This is a genomic window from Streptomyces sp. NPDC088910, from assembly GCF_044749865.1.
Lineage (GTDB): Bacteria > Actinomycetota > Actinomycetes > Streptomycetales > Streptomycetaceae > Actinacidiphila.
Map to the genome: position 1 here is coordinate 67,435 of NZ_JBIVIV010000011.1, position 17,382 is coordinate 84,816.

The window sequence follows — 17,382 nt, forward strand, 5'->3', positions numbered from 1 at the left end:
GCTCCCGGACCGCGCGGGCGGCTCGGGCGGTCCGGGAGTCCGGGCAGTCCGGCCACCGGAGATTTGGCCGGGGGCCGTCGCGGTGTCGGTGGGGGGTGGAATCATGTGCCGCAGCGGACGGGCCCGGCATCCGTGGTGACACGCGCATCGGCCGCGTCGGGACCGGCATCGGAATCGGAATCGGCGGGAGACGGGGAGCCATGGACGCGGACGGGGGTGTCGGACAGGAAGAGGCGGGTGCGCGGCAGGCGCCGGTCGGCAAGCAGGCGCGGAAGGTGTCCGGCCAGGCCGCGAAGCTCGTCGCCTCGGCTCGTACGGTCACCGCGGACCACACACGGGTGCGCGCGGACGTGCGGGCCGCGCTGGTCCCGCTGCGGGAGGCACGGGTCCGCCGCGAGCTGGACGGCATCCCGGTCGCCCGGCTCAAGGACGTCACCGAGGGCAGGCTGCGCCTCGGCGCCATGGAACAGGCCGGGTACGACACGGTCGGCAAGGTCTACGGCGCCCGGTCGTACGAGCTGCGGCAGGTCCCCGGCGTGGGCGCGCAGAGCGCGGACCAGGCCATAGCGGCGGCGCGCCAGATCGCGTCGGCGGCCGAGGAGCACGTGGCCGTCCGTATCGATCCGGCCGACCGGGACGACCCGGACACCACCGCCCTGGTGATGGCGCTCAACCGGCTGGTCAACGCGGGTCCCGAGATTCCGCGGGCCGTGGAGACCGCCGCGCGCGTGGACGCCGAGCTGACACCGCTGCTGGCCGCCGCCCGCCCGGCGGGCGCCCGGCTGCGGATGCTGCTGGCGGGCAGGCTCGGGCGGCTGCGCGCGCAGGACGCCGTGCGGCGGATCGAGGAGCTGCTGGCGGAGCACACCGCCGACGGCACCGGGCTGCTGCTGACCCAGGCGAGCACCGACCTGCTGCGCCCGGCGGCGCCCGCCGCCGAGGCGTGGCTGGACTTCGAGGTCAGGCCGTCGGAGTACACCGTCCTGCTCGCGGAGATCGCCGAACTCGCCCCGGACATCGACGCGGCGGAAGGCTTCCTGCCGTCGTCGGTCTCCGAGCGGGTGCGCGGACAGCGTCTTGACGACACGCACCGCCGGGTGTCGCTGCGCGGCTACCAGGCGTTCGGCGCGCGCTTCGCGCTGGCCCAGCGGCGGGTGATCATCGGCGACGAGATGGGCCTGGGCAAGACCATCCAGGCCATCGCGGCCCTGGCCCACCTGCGGGCGGAGGGCCGTACGCACTTCCTCGTCGTCTGCCCGGCGAGCGTGCTGGTCAACTGGTCGCGGGAGATCGAGTCGCGCAGCGCCCTGGACGCGTACCGGCTGCACGGCCCGTACCGGAAAGCGGCGTTGGCGGACTGGGTGCGGGACGGCGGCGTGGCCGTCACCACGTACGACGCGCTGAGTTCGCTGGACGTGCCCGAGGGGGTGCCGCTGGGGATGCTCGTCGTGGACGAGGCGCACTACGTGAAGAACCCGGACACGCGCAGGTCGCGGACCGTCGCGCTGTGGACGGCCAGGACCGACCGCGTGCTGTTCCTGACCGGCACCCCGATGGAGAACCGCGTCGAGGAATTCCGCAGTCTGGTGCACCACCTCCAGCCCGATCTGCTCCCCCACATCCGGCACAGCGACGCGGTCGCGGGCTCGCAGGCGTTCCGCAGGGCCGTCGCCCCGGCCTATCTGCGCCGCAATCAGCAGGACGTGCTCACCGAACTGCCGGAGCTGGCGCAGTCCGACGAGTGGGAGGAGTTCAGCCGTACGGATCTGGCCGCCTACCGGACGGCGGTCGCGGAGGGGAACTTCATGGCGATGCGGCGCGCCGCCTACGCGGCGCCCCATCGTTCGGCGAAGCTCCAGCGGCTGCGCGAACTGGTGAAGGAGGCCGAGGAGAACGAGCTGAAGGTCGTCGTCTTCTCCTTCTTCCGCGACGTGCTGACCACCGTGCACGACGCGCTCGGCCCGGCCGCCTTCGGCCCGCTGACCGGCGCGGTCGCCGCCACCGAGCGCCAGGAGATGGTCGACGCCTTCGCGGCGGTGCCCGGCCACGCGGTGCTGCTCAGCCAGATCCAGGCGGGCGGCACCGGGCTGAACATGCAGGCCGCCTCGGTGGTGATCCTCTGCGAGCCGCAGGTCAAGCCGACCCTGGAGGCCCAGGCCATCGGGCGCGCCCACCGCATGGGCCAGATCCGCCACGTGCGCGTGCACCGGCTGCTGATCGCCGACAGCGTCGACCAGCGCATGCTCGACATCCTCGGCACCAAGCAGGTGCTCTTCGACGCCTACGCGCGCCGCAGCGACCTCGCGGAGTCGACTCCCGACGCGGTCGACATCTCGGAGCAGTCGCTCGCGCGGCGGATCGTGGAGGAGGAGCAGATGAGGCTGTCCCTCACCAAGTGACGGGGGCGCGCGGCGCGGTGCCGTAGAGGGCGCCCGAGGAAGCCGGGGGCCGAGGGGGGCGAGCGTCGCCGGGAGGCCGAGCCCGCCGGGGGCCGGGAGGCGCGGGGGGCCGGGAGGCGCGGGGGCTGGGGGGCCGGGCCGTAAATCGCGTTCGTCGTGCCGGACCTCTGCGGTACCGTGATCAGGTCCTGTTGTCTCCGATAGAGGTGGACGTTGCGCATCTGAGGTCCGCGATCATCGCGCGGTACGGCCTTCGCTTCGCCGTATACGCGTCACGTGGCAGTCGGCGTTCCCGCCGCGCCGTGACGTCCGCGCAGATGCGACCTCGGTGCCCTGGGCCGTCCGTCACCTCACGGAGGCCCGCACCCTCCCGCTGTCCGGCCAGGTCGCCGCGTGGTGCTCGCATACGAAGCCCCCCATCCACAGCGCTTTCGACTGCGAGACCCACCATGGCCCATCCCACCGCCACCCCGCCCGGCGCGTCCCTGACCTGCTCGGGGCTGTCCTTCCAGTGGCCGGACGGCACGCCCGTGTTCGACGGCCTGTCCCTGACCATCGGCCGCGGCCGGACCGGGCTCGTCGGCGCCAACGGCACCGGCAAGTCCACGCTGCTGCGGCTGCTCTCCGGCGAACTGCGGCCCGCGCGGGGCTCGGTGAGCGTCGGCGGCACCCTCGCCTGCCTGCCGCAGAACATCACACTCGACACCGGCCGCCGCGTCGACCAGGCGCTCGGCATCGCCGAGCGGCGGGCCGCCCTGCGCGCCATCGAGGCCGGTGACGTGGACGAGGCGCACTTCGAGACGGTCGGCGACGACTGGGATGTCGAGGAGCGGGCGCTGGCGACGCTCGGCACGCTCGGTCTCGGCGGCATCGGCCTCGACCGGGCCGTCGGCGAGATGTCAGGCGGCGAGACCGTACTGCTGCGGCTGGCCGCGCTCCTGCTGGAGCGCCCCGATGTGCTGCTGCTCGACGAACCCACCAACAATCTGGACCTGGTGGCCAGGCGGCGGCTCTACGAGGCCGTCGACTCCTGGCGCTCCGGCGTGCTGGTCGTGGTCAGCCACGACCGTGAACTGCTGGAGCGCGTGGACCGGATCGCCGAACTGCGGACGGGTTCCGTGAACTGGTACGGCGGCGGCTGGTCGGCGTACCAGGAGGCGCTGGCCGCGCAACAGGAGGCGGCCGGACGGACGTTGCGGGCCGCGGAGGCCGATGTGCGGCGGCAGAAGCGGGAGTTGGAGGAGGCGCAGATCAAGGTGGCCAGGCGCCAGAAGCAGGACAAGAAGCTGGACGCGCAGCGGCGGGCGCCGCGGATCGTCGCGGGCGAGAAGAAGCGGTCGGCGCAGGAGTCGGCGGGCAGGCTCCGCGGCGTGCACGAGGACCGGCTCGACGAGGCGCGCGAGCGGCGCGAGGAGGCAGCGGACGCGGTCCGTGACGACGCCGAGATCCGGGTCGACCTCCCCCACACCGCCGTGCCCGCCGGCCGTACGGTCCTGAGCCTGCGCGCACTGCGCCCCCGGTACGGCCGGCTGCTCGACGGCACCTTCGAGCTACGCGGCCCCGAGCGCGTCGCGCTGGTCGGACGCAACGGGACGGGGAAGACCACGCTGCTGCGCACCCTCGCCGGTGAGCTGGCGCCGCTGTCCGGCGAGGCGGTCGGTCACGTACCGCTGCGGTTCCTGCCGCAGCGACTCGACGTGCTGGACGAGGAGTTGAGCGTCGCGGCGAATGTGGCCCGGCGGGCGCCCGGCGTCACCGACAACCACATCCGTTCCCAGCTCGCGCGGTTCCTCTTCAAGGGCGCGCGGGCCGAGCAGCGCGCGGGCACCCTCTCCGGCGGCGAACGCTTCCGCGCCGCGCTCGCCGCGACGATGCTCGCCGCTCCCGCGCCCCAACTCCTCATGCTGGACGAGCCCACCAACAACCTCGACCTGGCCAGCCTGCGTCAACTCACCGGCGCCCTGGACTCCTTCGAGGGCGCCCTGCTCGTCGCCAGCCACGATCTGCCGTTCCTGGAGTCGATCGGCGTGACGCGCTGGCTCCTCGTCACGGACGAGCTCCAGGAGACCACCGCGGAGGAGGTCCGGGGACTGCTCGGAGCGGCCGAGGCGTAGGGACGGGCATCAACCGGGACGAGACCCGCAAACCCCGAGCCCGGAAACCCTGAGGCTGCCGAGGTCGCTGACAGCCTTGACGTACCTCGGACCGGGAAGCCGACCGGGTCGCCGCCCGCTCAGGGCTGGATGTTCTCCAGGTCCTCCAGGAGACCGGGGTGCTTCGGCTCCCAGCCGAGCACCTTGCGGGTGTGGGCGCTGGACGAGGGCTGGTCGGCCGCGAAGATCGGGCCGAGAGTGCCGTACGTCTGGGCGGGCACGGACTCGACCGGCAGGTTCAGCCGGCGGCCGATGACCGCGGCGATGTCCCGGACCTGGTCGCCCTCGTCGGCCACGGCGTGCCAGGCGGTCCCGGCCTCCGCGCCTTCCAGCGCGAGCCGGAAGAGCACCGCCGCGTCGAGCGCGTGCACGGCGGGCCAGCGCTGGGTGCCGTCGCCCGGGTAGCCGGAGACGCCGCTCTGGCGCGCGATGTGGGTCAGCAGACCGGCGAAGCCGCCCGTGCCCTCGTTGTGGACCGTACGCGGCAGGCGCACGGCCGAGCTCCTGACCCCGCGCGAGGCCAGGTCCAGGACCGCCGTGACCGCCCGACCGCGACCGCCGACGGGTCCCTCGGTCGGCACCGGGTCGCTCTCGACGGAGGCGCGGCCCGGCACGTAGGGCGTGCCGGAGGCGGTGACGAAGGGGCGGTCGCTGCCGACCAGCGCCTCGCCGAGGGCCGCGAGGGCGGCGGTCTCCTCGGCGACCGCGTTCGCGACCGCTTCGGCGCTGCTGAAGTCGTTGGCGAACGCCAGGTGGACCACCCCGTCGGCGCGCCCGGCGCCGGTGCGCAGGGCGTCCAGGTCGGCGAGGTCTCCCCTGATCGCCTCGGCCCCGGCCGCCTCCGCGGCTCGCGCGGACGCGTCGGAACGGGTGAGCGCGAGGACGGTGTGGCCGTTGCCGAGCAGTTCGGCGACGACGGCGGAGCCGATCAGACCGGTGCCGCCGGTGACGAAGACGCGCATGGAAACACTCCCACAAGTGACGGGACTCTTGTCCCATCACCGTAACAGACTGATGGGACAAGAGTCCCGTCAGATAGGATGACCTCATGAGCCGGTGGGAACCAGGGGCGCGCGAACGCCTCGTCGTGGCCGCCGTCGACCTGTTCACCGAGCAGGGGTACGACGCCACGACCGTCACGCAGATCGCCGAGCGTGCCGGGGTCACCAAGAGCACCTTCTTCCGGCACTTCCCCGACAAGCGCGAGCTGCTGGTCGCGGGGCAGGAGACGCTGAGCCGGCTGCTGGCCGAGGGAATCGCCGAGGCGCCCGCGGACGCCAGCCCGCTGGAGGCGGTCGCCGCCGGTCTCGCGCGCGCCTCGACCGCGATGGGCCCCATGAACCGCGACTTCGCCCCCCGCCTCAAGGCGGCCGTCGCCGCCAGCGCCGAGCTCCAGGAACGGGACGCGCTCAAGAGCGTCAGCCTCGCCAACGCGATGACCAGCGCTCTGGCGGCGCGCGGGATTCCCGGTCCGACCGCCGCTCTCGCGGGCGAACTCGGCCTCCTCGCCTTCAAGCGGGGTTACGCGGTCTGGTCCGAGGGCGACCGCGACGCCGGGGACGACCTGGGCGGGCATCTCGTCACGGCCCTCGATGAGCTGCGCGCGGCGAGCGCGTCGCTGGGCTGAACCGGAGACAGCATGCGGTCACTTGCCCGCGCCGACCGCGTTCATGTGGATCTGAGTGGTCTGGAGGTTCTCGTCGGGGTTGTCGAGCGGGATGTTGATGGTCGCGCCGACGCTCGTGGAGTGGGTCTCGTTGGGCGGCGTGACGGTCATCGTGGTGAAGGTGTAGCCGCTGCCGCCGCTGTTGTTGAACGGGTAGTACAGGACGGCTTCGGTGCGCTCGCCGGGAGCCAGCGTGACGGTGGGCACCTCGCTGCCGGGGCGGCGGGCGACGTTCACGGTGTCCGTGCCGCTCTTCAGGTCGATGCCCGCGAAGCCGTGCATCGTGCAGGAGCCGGAGCCGGTGTTCTTGAAGTGGATCAGCTCCATGCCCTCGCCCGAGATGCCGTGCTCGGCCGAGATGGCCAGGTTCGAGGTCTTGCACATGGCGCCGGCCGCCGACCCGCCGTTCGAGGAGCCGCCGTTCGACGAGCCGGAGCCTCCGGTCGTACCGCCGGAACCGCCGCTGGAGCCGCTGTCGGAACCGCTGCTGGAGCCGTCACCGGAACCACCGGAGGAGCTGTCCTGGCCGGGCGCGGCACTGGGCGACGACGTGGCGCCGGGGGCACTGGGCGACGCCGTCGTACCGGAGGCGCTGGAGTCGTCGGGGCCACAGGCCGTGAGCGACATTCCGGCGGCCACGACGACGAGGGCGAGAACCGAGAGCCTCTTGCTGCTGCGCATTGCTACTCCGTATGTCGGGTGCCGGCCCGCCCGTCGCGGACCTTCTGCGCTGATGGAGGCACCCGGCAGGGGCGGCGGTTGCGCGGGGAATCCCACCGGGACGCCCCCGTGACACGCGAGAAGCATGATCAAGACAGACGGAATGCGGTCGTCGCATCCGTCACACGAATCCCCGGCGGCCCGGTGGGCACGTCGCCGCACCGGGCCGGTGGTCACTCGTCGTAGGTGATGTTCCCGTGCTCGTCCATCGTGGGGTGGATCTTCGACGGGCCGTACGGGTCGACGTCGGAGGGGCGGGGCGGCTCGGGGCCGTCGGCGCCGACCCGGATCAGCCGCGCGACGCGGGCCACGGAGAACTGCCGGCCGCCGACCTCGAGTTCGTTCGCCCGGCCGGCGGCGCGGAACTCCTCGGCGGCGCGGGCGTAGTCGGCTTCCTCGTCCGCGTCCAGCTCGTACATCCGGGGCCACATGGTGGTCAGCGCGTCGGCCAGGGCCCGGCGGGCGGCGTGCGGGGTGGCCAGGATGTTGATGGCCGGCTCCCAGCCGACGTCCGTCCGCTCGACCACCCGGAACGCCGCCGGGAGCAGGACGACTCCCGGATGCGTCCGCAGCGCGGACCGCGAGTCGGCCCGTACGTCGGCGGGGTAGCGGAGGCTGCGGTAGTGCAGGTCGCGCAGCGCGAGGCGTTCGGCGCTCGCCATCACCCCGGTCGCGGCGGCGTGGTCGATGACGACGTCGCCGTCCAGCTCGGGGTCCGCGGCGCGGTCGTCCCAGTCCAGGACCGCGGGATCGGGGTCGGTGGGGCGCGGCGGCTCGACCTTGCCGTCGTGGGTGTAGAAGAACTCGTCGCCGCGGACGACCCGGTAGCGGGTCCCGGCCACGGTCAGCTCGTCGAGGGGTTCCGACTCCAGACGGTCGACCGCCGACAGCAGCTCCCGGCGCAGCGCCGGGTCGTCGGTGTCCTCCTTGGCCCGGAACCAGAGGCGGGAGTTGAGGGCGTCGCGCGACGCCTGGGGGAAGCCGTCCGTCATGGGGGTCAGCAACCGCCATCCGACGTCGCCCGGTGCGCACGCCGCCAGGGCGAAGAGCGGGCCGCGGACGATGTAGTGCCCGTACCGCTGCGCGGCGTCTCTGCGGTCTGCCTCGGCGGCCAATTCGACGGGGTGGCCGCCTAGTTGGACGTTCATGATCAGGTTCTCTGACGCTGTGGGTTCGTCCCCGCTCATGGAGCCATTGTCCCCACACCCGAGCGGCGGCTGTCAGCGAATTGCCTGATACCGCACACCACACGTACGCGACATCGTTGTCAGCAGGGGGCTGAAAAAGGCCGCCCGAAGGCGGCCTTGTCAGGAAAACCATGGGTGTCCGAGGGGGGACTTGAACCCCCACGCCCGATAAAGGGCACTAGCACCTCAAGCTAGCGCGTCTGCCATTCCGCCACCCGGACGGGGTGTGGCACCGCGACCCGCGGGGCCGTGGTGACGGGGTCAACGATACCAAGGATTCGGAGTGCTTCTCACCTGGGATTGCGGCGGGCGGTCCGGCCGGGTGCGGGGCCCGGACGGACGCTGCGGAGCAGGTGGGGGCGGGTAGGGGCGGGTGGGGGCTCAGGTGGCGATGCCGATGGCCTGCTTGACGGTGGCGGGGTCGGAGAGGGCGTGGAGCATGAAGTGGGCGACGTCGGCACGGGAGGCGAGGGCGCCGCCCCGGAGGTTCTGGTCGACGGCGGTGCGGTAGGTGGTGGAGAGCGGCTTGTCGGTGAGGCGGGGCGGACGGACGGAGGTCCAGTCGAGGCCGCTGTCGCGGAGGATGTCCTCCATGAGGGCGAGGTCGGCGAAGTGCTTGCCCAGGAAGAGCTTGCCCATGGGGGCGCCGACATAGCGCATGAGGGGGCCCTCGCCCGGGTCGTGCTTGGGCGGGTTCGGACGGCCGGGCGACGGGGTGGTGGAGACCGGCGCGGCGCTGACGACGACGATCCGGCGGGCGCCGGTGGCCTGCATGGCCTCGACGATGGCGCGGGTGCCGACCGAGGTGATGCCGGTCTGGGCCCGTGAGCTGGGACCGAACGCGGACAGGACGCCGTCGGCGCCCTCGACCGCGCCGCGCAGCGCGTCGGCGTCGGGGTGGGTGAGGTCGGCGGTGACGGAGTGGACGTCCCGGGTGAGTCGCGCCGGATTGCGGACGACGGCCGTCACGTCGTGTCCCGCGTCGACCGCCTGATCGACCAGGAGCCGGCCGATCCCCCCGGTCGCCGCGAAGATCGTGAGCTTCATGTGGTGGCTCCCTGTGTGTGCGTGTGCTGTGCCAGGTTCAACGCGGCGCCCCACCACCGGGTTTCGGGGTGCGGGCGCCGGGCACTTGACGCACGGTCAGGAGCGGCCGTTCAGGGGGCCGGTCAGGAACCGTTGTTCGGGGCCTGCTTCGGACGGGCGGCGATGGCACGGTGGTGCCGTACGACCTCGTCGATGATGAAGTTGAGGAACTTCTCGGCGAAGGCAGGATCGAGCTTGGCGTCCTCCGCGAGGCGCCGCAGCCGGGCGATCTGGTCGGCCTCGCGGGCCGGGTCGGCGGCCGGGAGGTGGTGGGCGGCCTTCAGCTCACCGACCTGCTGGGTGCACTTGAAGCGCTCGGCGAGCAGGTGCACCAGCGCCGCGTCCAGGTTGTCGATGCTGCCGCGCAGGGCGCGGAGTCTTTCCAACGCCTCCTCGTCGCTCACCAGTGAGTGCTCGGCGGTCGGCTGGTCGCTCATCTCGGTCTGCCATCCTGGTCGGTCCGTGGTGCACGGCGGCGAGTTCCCGATCACCCTACCTATGTCACTCTTGAGGCATGGGACGGGTCACCGAGCGGCGCCGCGTACTGCGGATCAGGGACGGCGTGGCGGGGCACCGCGCGGACACGCTGGTGGCCGAGGAGCCGCTGGAGATCCGGCTGAACGGCAAGCCGCTCGCCATCACGATGCGCACACCCGGCGACGACTTCGCGCTGGCCACCGGCTTCCTGGTCAGCGAGGGCGTGCTCGCCGCGGCCGACGATGTCAGGTCGGTGGTGTACTGCGCGGGCGCCACCGCGGACGGCGTGAACACGTACAACGTCGTGGACGTCCAGCTCGCGCCCGGTGTCCCGCTTCCGGACATCTCGCTGGAGCGGAACGTTTATACGACGTCGTCCTGCGGGCTGTGCGGCAAGGCCAGCCTGGACGCGGTGCGTACGGCGACGCGGCTGCCGATCACCGATCCGGACTCCCCCAGGCTCACCCCGGCGCTGCTGTCCTCGCTGCCCGACCGGCTGCGCGCCGCGCAGGCCGTCTTCGACCGCACCGGCGGGCTGCACGCCGCCGCCCTCTTCGACGAGCACGGCGAGCTGCTGGACGCGCGGGAGGACGTGGGGCGGCACAATGCGGTGGACAAGCTGGTCGGCCGGGCGCTGCGCGAGGGCCGGCTGCCGCTGGCGGGACACATCCTCATGGTCTCGGGCCGCGCCTCGTTCGAACTGGCGCAGAAGGCCGTGATGGCGGGCATCCCCGTACTGGCCGCCGTCTCCGCCCCCTCCTCGCTCGCCGTCGATCTGGCCGCGGAGTCCGGTCTCACCCTCGTCGGCTTCCTGCGCGGCAACTCCATGAACGTGTACGCGGGCGAGTCCCGTATCGCGCTCGCGGCGGAGCACACCGGGTGACCGGGTAATCGGGTCACCGGGTCACCGGGTCACCGGGTCACCGGGTCACCGGGTGATCCGCTGAACAGGGCCGTCAGCGGCCGACGTCCCCGTCGTACCGCTCGCGGATGATGTCGGCATGGCCCGCGTGCCGCGCCGTCTCCTCGATCATGTGGACCAGCACCCAGCGCAGGGACGGCGGCGGGGTCTCGCGCAGGGAGCGGGCGCCGGGGCGTTCGAGGTCGGCGCAGGCGGCGACGGTCTCGTTGCTGCGCAGGGCGGCGGCGCGGTAGGCGGCGATCAGTTCGGCGCCGCTCTCGTCGTCGGACGGCGGGATCTCGTCGTCCCGCAGGGGGAGGTCGGCGCCCTCGTAGGCCCAGACGAACCAGTTGAACTCGACGGCCGTGAGGTGCTTGACCAGGCCGAGGAGGCTGGTGCCCGAGGTGACGCCCGGCGCCTTCGCGACCTCGTCCGGCACGCCTTCCGCCTTGGCGACGACGGCCTCCCGCAGATAGTCGAGGAAGCCCAGCAGCGTCGTCGGCTCATCCGCGTTCAGCCCCGGCGGGCGCAGGTCGCCGCGGAGCGGCGGCGGGTCCGGCTGGTCGCGTGGCGTCGTCGTCCTGGTCATCGCGCCACGCTACCTCCGGGTCGGGCTGGCGTGCCCAGCGTTTCGCGATCACCGCGCAGACCATGAGCTGCATCTGGTGGAAGAGCATCAGCGGCAGTACGGCGAGCCCGGCGCCGGACCCGAACAGCACGGTGGCCATGGGCAGTCCGGACGCCAGGCTCTTCTTGGACCCGGCGAAGACGATGGTGATCCGGTCGGCCCGGCCGAAGCCGAGGCGGCGCGCGCCGAAGGAGGTGAGGCCGAGCATCAGGGCGAGCAGCACCGCCTCCAGGACGAGCAGTTCCGCCAGCCGCGGCACCGGGACCTTGTGCCAGATGCCCTCGGCCATGCCCGCGCTGAAGGCGGTGTAGACGACCAGCAGGATCGACCCGCGGTCGACGTAGCCGAGCACCTTGCGGTGCCGGGTGAGGAACCCGTTGATCCAGCGGCGCAGCACCTGCCCGGCGACGAAGGGCGCGAGCAGCTGGAGGGAGATGTCGAGCAGCGCGTGCGCGTCGACGCCGGAGTCGCCGCCGATGAGGGCCGCGGCCAGCAGCGGGGTGAGGACGATCCCGGCGAGGCTGGAGAAGGACCCGGCGCAGATGGCGGCGGCGACGTTGCCGCGGGCGATCGAGGTGAACGCGATCGAGGACTGGATGGTGGACGGCAGCAGGCACAGGAAGAGGAAGCCGGGGTAGAGCTGCGGCGCCAGGACGTACGGGACCAGGCCGCGGGCGGCCAGGCCCAGCAGCGGGAAGGCGACGAAGGTGGCGGCGAGCACGGTGAGGTGCAGCCGCCAGTGGCGCAGCCCGGTCAGCGCCTCGCCGGTGGACAGCCGGGCGCCGTAGAGGAAGAAGAGCAGCGCGACCGCGCCGTTGCTGGCGTGGCTCGCGGTGTGCGCGGCGGTCCCGGTCGCGGGCAGCAGAGCGGCGAAGGCGACGGTGGCGAGCAGGGCCGCGATGTACGGGTCGACGGGCAGCCGCCTGAGCAGCCCCGACCGCTTCGGGGCCCGCGGCGCGGAGTCCGTCGCGGCGGCCTGCGGCGCGGAGTCCGTCGCGGCGGCCTGCGGCGCGGTGTCTGGCGGGTCCTGCGGCGCGGTATCTGATGGCACCGCTCCAGCATCGTCGGGGCGTCGGCGATCGGGAAGCCCGGTTGCCGTACTCACTGTCATCACGGAACGCGATAGCCGGACTAGACTGGCGGGCATGTTCGATCCCGTGCAGCTGCGGACCTTCCTCGCCGTGGCGCAGACGCTGAGCTTCACGCAGGCCGCGCAGCGGCTGGGGCTGCGGCAGTCCACGGTGAGCCAGCATGTGCGGCGCCTGGAGGAGGCGGCGGGCTGCCGGCTCTTCGCCCGCGACACCCACGGCGTGGAGCTGACCGAGGACGGCGAGGCCATGCTCGGCTTCGCCCGGACGATCCTGGAGGCGAACGAGCGCGCGGCCGGTTTCTTCACCGGCACCCGGCTGCGCGGACGGCTGCGCTTCGGCGTCTCGGAGGACTTCGTGCTGACCCGGCTGCCGGAGATCCTGGAGGGCTTCAGGCGCGAGCACCCCGAGGTCGACCTGGAGCTGACCGTCGAACTGTCCGGCACCCTCCACCAGTGGCTCGACGCGGGACGGCTCGACCTGTGCCTGGCCAAGCGGCAGGGGCCGAACGGCCCCGGACGGCTCGTGTGGCGCGACAAGCTGGTGTGGATCGGCGGCGAGCGGCTGCGCCTGGACCCGGACCGTCCGGTGCCGCTGATCGCCTTCCCCCCGCCCGGCATCACCCGCGCCCGCGCGCTGGAGGTACTGGAGCGCGACGGGCGGGCCTGGCGGGTGGCGTGCACCAGCGCCTCGCTCAGCGGTCTGGTCGCGGCGGCCCGCGCGGGCCTCGGCGTGATGGCGCACGCGCAGGGCCTGGTGCCCGCCGGGCTGGTACGGCTGCCCGCCCGGTCCGGACTGCCGGAACTGGGCGCGGTGGACTTCGTCCTGCTGCACGGGCGGCGGCAGGCCCGCGCCCAGGACGCGGCCGACGCGCTGGCCGCGGCGATCCTCGCGGGCGGCGACCGGCTGCACAAGCCGCTGTCCTGACCAGGCGCGGGGCGGATGACGCGGGGCCGAACGACGCGGAGCCGCGGGCGGGGCCGGGCGCGGGGCGCACGTGGCCCCTGGGACAGTGGAGCGCCAGTGACCGGTCGGCGCAGATTTGGTGGAGATAAAAGTACGGCGGCGGAAGCATCGGAAACGGCCGCGTGGGCACGACTCCCTTGTGAGACGCGGTCATACGCCCGCCACCAGCACAGATGTCCGATAACACGGGTCTGCCACGGCCCTCCCGCCCGTGCGGCGGATCGGATAGCTTACGGGCCCCGCACTGTGCGGTATGAGGAGAGCACCCGTTGCGCGAGTTCACCGTCCCCCCCATGGCCACGACGCCACAGGCCGGAGGTTTGGCGGATGCCGTGTTCGGCAACGCACGGCAGGCCCCCGACAAGGTGGTGTTCGGCCGCGCGGACGAGGACGGCGTCTGGCAGGACGTGACGACGAGCGAATTCCGCGACCAGGTGCTCGCGGTGGCCAAGGGGCTGCTGGCCGAGGGCGTACGGTTCGGCGACCGGGTCGCGATCATGTCCCGTACCCGGTACGAGTGGACGCTGTTCGACTTCGCGCTGTGGGCGATCGGCGCCCAGTCCGTACCGGTCTATCCGACCTCCTCCTCCGAGCAGGTGCGGTGGATGCTGCACGACTCGGGCGCGGTGGCGGCGGTCGTGGAGCACGAGGACCACGCCATGACGATCGGCGCGGCCGTGGACGAACTGCCCGCGCTGACCCGGCTGTGGCAGCTCGACTCCGACTGCGTGACCGAACTGTCGGAGGCCGGGCGGCAGATCGGCGACGACGTCGTGGAGCGGCACCGCCTCGCCGTCACACCCGACGCCGTCGCCACCGTCATCTACACCTCGGGCACCACCGGGCGGCCCAAGGGCTGTGTCCTCACGCACGCCAACTTCATGGCGGAGACCGAGAACGTGGTGGCCCGCTGGGAGCCGGTCTTCCGGAGCAAGCCGGGCGAGGAGCCGTCCACACTGCTCTTCCTGCCGCTGGCGCACGTCTTCGGCCGCATGGTGGAGGTCGCCGCGGTACGGCACCGGATCCGCCTCGGCCACCAGCCGAGCATGACGGCCGCCGAACTCATCCCGAGCCTCGCCGCCTTCCGGCCGACGTTCGTCCTGGCCGTGCCGTACGTCTTCGAGAAGGTCTACCAGGGCGCGCGCCGCAAGGCGGAGGCGGGCGGCAGGCTCGGGCCGTTCGAGAAGGCGGTCGATGTCGCGGTGCGGTACGCGGAGGCGGTGGAGGCGCGGGCCTTCGGCACCGGGCCAGGTCCGAGTACGGGTCTGCGGATGCAGCACCAGCTCTACGAGAAGCTGGTCTACAGCAAGGTCCGCGACGCGCTCGGCGGCCGGGTGCGGCACGGTATCTCGGGCGGCTCGGCGATGGACCGGCGGCTCGGCCTGTTCTTCTCCGGCGCGGGCGTCACGATCTACGAGGGCTACGGCCTGACCGAGACGACGGCCGCCGCGACCGCGAACCCGCCGGAGCAGACGCGTTTCGGCACCGTCGGCCAGCCGGTGCCCGGCACCACCGTGGCCATCGCCGACGACGGCGAGATCTGGCTGAGCGGCGGCCAGGTCTTCCACGGCTACCTCAACAACGCCAAGGCCACCGAGGAAGTGCTGCGGGACGGCTGGCTCGCCACCGGGGACCTGGGCGCGCTCGACGAGGACGGTTATCTGACGATCACCGGCCGCAAGAAGGAGATCCTGGTGACCAGCGGCGGCAAGAGCGTGTCGCCGGTCGCGCTGGAGGAGCGGGTGCGGGCGCACCCGCTGGTCGCGCAGTGCGTGGCCGTGGGCAACAACCGGCCCTTCGTCGCCGCGCTGATCACCTACGACCGGGAGGCCGTCGAGCACTGGCTGCGGATGCGCGGCAAGCCGAATCTGCCCGCCACCGAGCTGGTGCACGACCCGGACCTGGAGGCGGAGATCCGGCGGGCCGTGGTCGCCGCGAACACCCTTGTCTCGCAGTCCGAGTCGATCCGCACCTTCCGCATCCTGGCGGCGCCGTTCTCGGAGGAGCGCGGCACCTTGACGCCGTCGCTGAAGCTGAAGCGGCGGGCGATAGAGAACGCGTACGCGCGGGAGATCGAGGCGCTCTACCGGGGCTGAGGCGGGAGCCCGGCCCGCCGGGCCTGCGTCAGGGAGCCCACGTCAGGGGCTGGCCCTACGCCAGGGGCTGCCGGTCGCCGGATGCGGCCGGTCCCCCGGATGCGGCCGGTCCCCCGGATGCGGCCGGTCCGCCTGGTGCGGCCGGTACCGCCGCGCCTGACAGGCCGCCGTCCGCCTCGTTGAGCTGCCGGATGCGCGCGCTCAGGTCCGTACGCCAGTCGACGGTCTCGGACTCGACGTGGCCGCGCACCGTCGTGACGAGCCGGGCGATGAGGGCCAACTGGCGCTCGACCTCGGCCGGTTCGAGCGGTCCCGAGGTACGGGCGGCGGCTCCTCCCGGCCCGGCCCGCAGCACGTCGGCGGCCCATTCGAGGCGTACGGCGTTCAGCTCGCCGCGCAGCGCGTGGGCGACGGTGATGTCCCGCATCCAGCCCGCGGACAGCCCGAAGAAGTGGTCGAATCCCTTGCAGCCCGCGGCGAGGGCGAGCAGGACGTATCCCCAGCCCTGCCCGGAGCCGCCGCTCGCCGCGGTGGCCAGCGGCACGGCCGTACCGGCCACCGCCAGGGCGATGGCCAGCGCCTGGAGCGTGCGGGAGGCGGTGCGCTTGCGCCGCTTGTCGCGCTGGTACCAGTCGATGGCGTCCTGCGCCTCCTGCTCGGCCCAGGCGCGCAGCCGCGCCAGCGCCTCGCGCTGCCCGTCCGGTCCTTCGACCGCGATGTCGGGGAAGGGCCTGCCGCCCAGATCGCGGGCCTGCCCTTGCCGCCGCCCGGTCCCGGGCGCGCCCGTCGGCGTACCGCCGCCGTCCAGCTCAGTCATCCGGCGAGGCTATCGGCTGCCGCGCCGCCGTCACGTCCGGTCGCGGTAACGCGCCGTTTCTCAGGGCGAGTTCACCGCCGAGCCGTGGGATTCCGCACCCACAAGCCCCGCAGGGCCCCCACCGAGCCCGAGGGGCGCCGTGTGACGCGTATACGGAAACGTGCGGCGCGCTGACGGGACGTGGGGCCGAAGGGCGTGCGCGAGCCATCGCGGTGTCCGGTTCCCGCCGCGCCCGTCCGCGCCGTGCGGGGGACGGGCGGTCGGCGGCACCTGCGGTGCGCTGGAGCGCGCCGCGCTCGGGCCGGTCGGGCCCGGCCGCGCGGAACCGGTGAATCCGGACAACGGCACCCGCCTCGGGCCGGATCCGGACCCTTCGGCCAGACGTAACACTGGCCTCACCACGTAACCGGCGCGCAAGGTCCCGGGTGAACCCCTGTTCACCTGGGGCCTCTAGCATTTCGCACATGCTGGACTACGACGTGGAGGCGGCGCGTTACGACGCCACGCGCGGCGGTGTGCCGCGGGCCCGGTCAGCGGCCCGCGCGATCCTCGCCCTGGTGCCCGAACGCGCGGGCACACTGCTGGACATCGGCTGCGGTACGGGGCTGGTCACCGGGCTGCTCGACCGGCCGGGACTGCGGGTGTTCGGCGTCGACTCCTCCGAGGGCATGGCCCAGGTGGCCGCCGAGCGCCTCGGTGCCTCGGTGGTGCTGGGCAACTGCCATCGGCTGCCCTTCGCCGACGCGTCCTTGGACGCGGTGAGCGCGGTGTGGCTGCTGCACCTGCTGCCGGACGCGCCCGCGGTGGTCGCCGAGTGCGCCCGCGTACTGCGGCCCGGCGGGGTGTTCGTGACGACGGTCGACAAGGACTCGGGCCACGACATGAACAGCGACGTGGACGAACTGCTGGCGCCGTACCGGGTGCGGAAGGCGTACGACGCGGCCCCGCGGATTCTGGCCGTCGCCTCGGAGCACGGGCTGCGCAGGGCGGGCGAGGCGCGCTTCACCGGCCACGGGCAGGGCCGCTCCCCCGAGCGGACCGCCGGGGATCTGGAGCGCGGCTACTACGCGTCGGCGCTGGCGCTGGACGACGAGCAGGCCGGCGCGCTGGTGCGGCGGCTGGCGCTGCTTCCCGGCCAGCAGGTGCCGCGCCCCGACCCGGTGTACCGGCTGCTGGCGCTGCGCAAGGAGAGCTGAGG

At 73.1% G+C, this 17,382-nt stretch carries 14 protein-coding genes, 1 tRNA gene and 2 pseudogenes; 8 read left to right on the top strand and 9 right to left on the bottom strand.

Annotation, left to right across the window (positions count from 1 at the left end):
* Positions 1 to 200 precede the first annotated feature (200 nt).
* From ACIP4Z_RS24355 to ACIP4Z_RS24365, 3 genes and pseudogenes are all read left to right on the top strand, one after another.
* Complete coding sequence (locus ACIP4Z_RS24355) at positions 201 to 2,399, top strand: DEAD/DEAH box helicase (RefSeq protein WP_401311400.1); 2,199 nt, start codon at positions 201 to 203, stop codon at positions 2,397 to 2,399.
* 449 nt (positions 2,400 to 2,848) lie between these two features.
* Positions 2,849 to 3,466, top strand: a pseudogene (locus ACIP4Z_RS24360) (ATP-binding cassette domain-containing protein); the annotation flags it as partial.
* 405 nt (positions 3,467 to 3,871) lie between these two features.
* Positions 3,872 to 4,331: pseudogene (locus ACIP4Z_RS24365) on the top strand (ATP-binding cassette domain-containing protein); the annotation flags it as partial.
* A 301-nt stretch (positions 4,332 to 4,632) separates the two neighbouring features.
* On the opposite strand, the gene ACIP4Z_RS24370 reads toward ACIP4Z_RS24365, so the two are convergent.
* On the bottom strand, positions 4,633 to 5,514 hold the full coding sequence (locus ACIP4Z_RS24370) for an SDR family oxidoreductase (protein ID WP_401311403.1): 882 nt from the start codon (positions 5,512 to 5,514) through the stop codon (positions 4,633 to 4,635).
* A gap of 86 nt (positions 5,515 to 5,600) precedes the next feature.
* Between ACIP4Z_RS24370 and ACIP4Z_RS24375 the strand changes: the two genes are divergently transcribed.
* Positions 5,601 to 6,179: a TetR family transcriptional regulator gene (locus tag ACIP4Z_RS24375; protein ID WP_391163728.1), complete on the top strand. Its 579-nt coding sequence runs from the start codon at positions 5,601 to 5,603 to the stop codon at positions 6,177 to 6,179.
* A gap of 18 nt (positions 6,180 to 6,197) precedes the next feature.
* Here the strand turns inward: ACIP4Z_RS24375 and ACIP4Z_RS24380 are convergent, their stop codons facing one another.
* The 5 genes from ACIP4Z_RS24380 to ACIP4Z_RS24400 all read right to left on the bottom strand — a co-directional run bounded on the left by ACIP4Z_RS24380 (position 6,198) and on the right by ACIP4Z_RS24400 (position 9,648).
* Entirely contained in the window at positions 6,198 to 6,899 is a 702-nt protein-coding gene (locus ACIP4Z_RS24380; RefSeq protein ID WP_401311406.1) for a DUF4232 domain-containing protein, read from the bottom strand.
* Positions 6,900 to 7,111: 212 nt separating this feature from the next.
* Positions 7,112 to 8,125 carry a DUF5954 family protein gene (locus ACIP4Z_RS24385; RefSeq protein WP_355339361.1) on the bottom strand — a complete coding sequence of 338 codons (1,014 nt, stop codon included), beginning with the start codon at positions 8,123 to 8,125 and terminating at the stop codon, positions 7,112 to 7,114.
* Positions 8,126 to 8,261: 136 nt separating this feature from the next.
* Positions 8,262 to 8,346: transfer RNA gene (locus tag ACIP4Z_RS24390), tRNA-Leu, on the bottom strand.
* Positions 8,347 to 8,506: 160 nt separating this feature from the next.
* Positions 8,507 to 9,172: an NAD(P)H-binding protein gene (locus ACIP4Z_RS24395; RefSeq protein ID WP_355339358.1), complete on the bottom strand. Its 666-nt coding sequence runs from the start codon at positions 9,170 to 9,172 to the stop codon at positions 8,507 to 8,509.
* 122 nt (positions 9,173 to 9,294) lie between these two features.
* Positions 9,295 to 9,648 carry a chorismate mutase gene (locus tag ACIP4Z_RS24400; protein WP_391119403.1) on the bottom strand — a complete coding sequence of 118 codons (354 nt, stop codon included), beginning with the start codon at positions 9,646 to 9,648 and terminating at the stop codon, positions 9,295 to 9,297.
* A gap of 77 nt (positions 9,649 to 9,725) precedes the next feature.
* On the opposite strand from ACIP4Z_RS24400, the gene fdhD reads away from it, so the two are divergent.
* Positions 9,726 to 10,571 carry a formate dehydrogenase accessory sulfurtransferase FdhD gene (gene fdhD / locus ACIP4Z_RS24405; protein WP_355339355.1) on the top strand — a complete coding sequence of 282 codons (846 nt, stop codon included), beginning with the start codon at positions 9,726 to 9,728 and terminating at the stop codon, positions 10,569 to 10,571.
* 73 nt (positions 10,572 to 10,644) lie between these two features.
* Here the strand turns inward: fdhD and ACIP4Z_RS24410 are convergent, their stop codons facing one another.
* Complete coding sequence (locus tag ACIP4Z_RS24410; RefSeq protein WP_401311411.1) at positions 10,645 to 11,178, bottom strand: DinB family protein; 534 nt, start codon at positions 11,176 to 11,178, stop codon at positions 10,645 to 10,647.
* A complete protein-coding gene (locus tag ACIP4Z_RS24415) occupies positions 11,093 to 12,148 on the bottom strand; it encodes a bile acid:sodium symporter family protein (RefSeq protein ID WP_401311782.1) in 1,056 nt (351 codons plus the stop codon). The genes ACIP4Z_RS24410 and ACIP4Z_RS24415 overlap by 86 nt, the downstream gene beginning before the upstream one ends.
* A gap of 214 nt (positions 12,149 to 12,362) precedes the next feature.
* Here ACIP4Z_RS24415 and ACIP4Z_RS24420 point away from each other — a divergent pair, with 214 nt between their 5' ends.
* Complete coding sequence (locus tag ACIP4Z_RS24420; RefSeq protein WP_391163724.1) at positions 12,363 to 13,232, top strand: LysR substrate-binding domain-containing protein; 870 nt, start codon at positions 12,363 to 12,365, stop codon at positions 13,230 to 13,232.
* 308 nt (positions 13,233 to 13,540) lie between these two features.
* The gene (locus tag ACIP4Z_RS24425) at positions 13,541 to 15,367 is read left to right on the top strand and encodes an AMP-dependent synthetase/ligase (protein ID WP_401311415.1); all 1,827 of its coding nucleotides are present in this window, start codon (positions 13,541 to 13,543) and stop codon (positions 15,365 to 15,367) included.
* A gap of 55 nt (positions 15,368 to 15,422) precedes the next feature.
* Here ACIP4Z_RS24425 and ACIP4Z_RS24430 read toward each other — a convergent pair whose 3' ends face one another.
* Positions 15,423 to 16,184, bottom strand: coding sequence for an SLATT domain-containing protein (locus tag ACIP4Z_RS24430; protein ID WP_401311418.1), 762 nt, complete (start codon positions 16,182 to 16,184; stop codon positions 15,423 to 15,425).
* 464 nt (positions 16,185 to 16,648) lie between these two features.
* Between ACIP4Z_RS24430 and ACIP4Z_RS24435 the strand changes: the two genes are divergently transcribed.
* Entirely contained in the window at positions 16,649 to 17,380 is a 732-nt protein-coding gene (locus ACIP4Z_RS24435) for a methyltransferase domain-containing protein (protein WP_391163720.1), read from the top strand.
* The last annotated feature ends 2 nt before the right edge of the window (positions 17,381 to 17,382 follow it).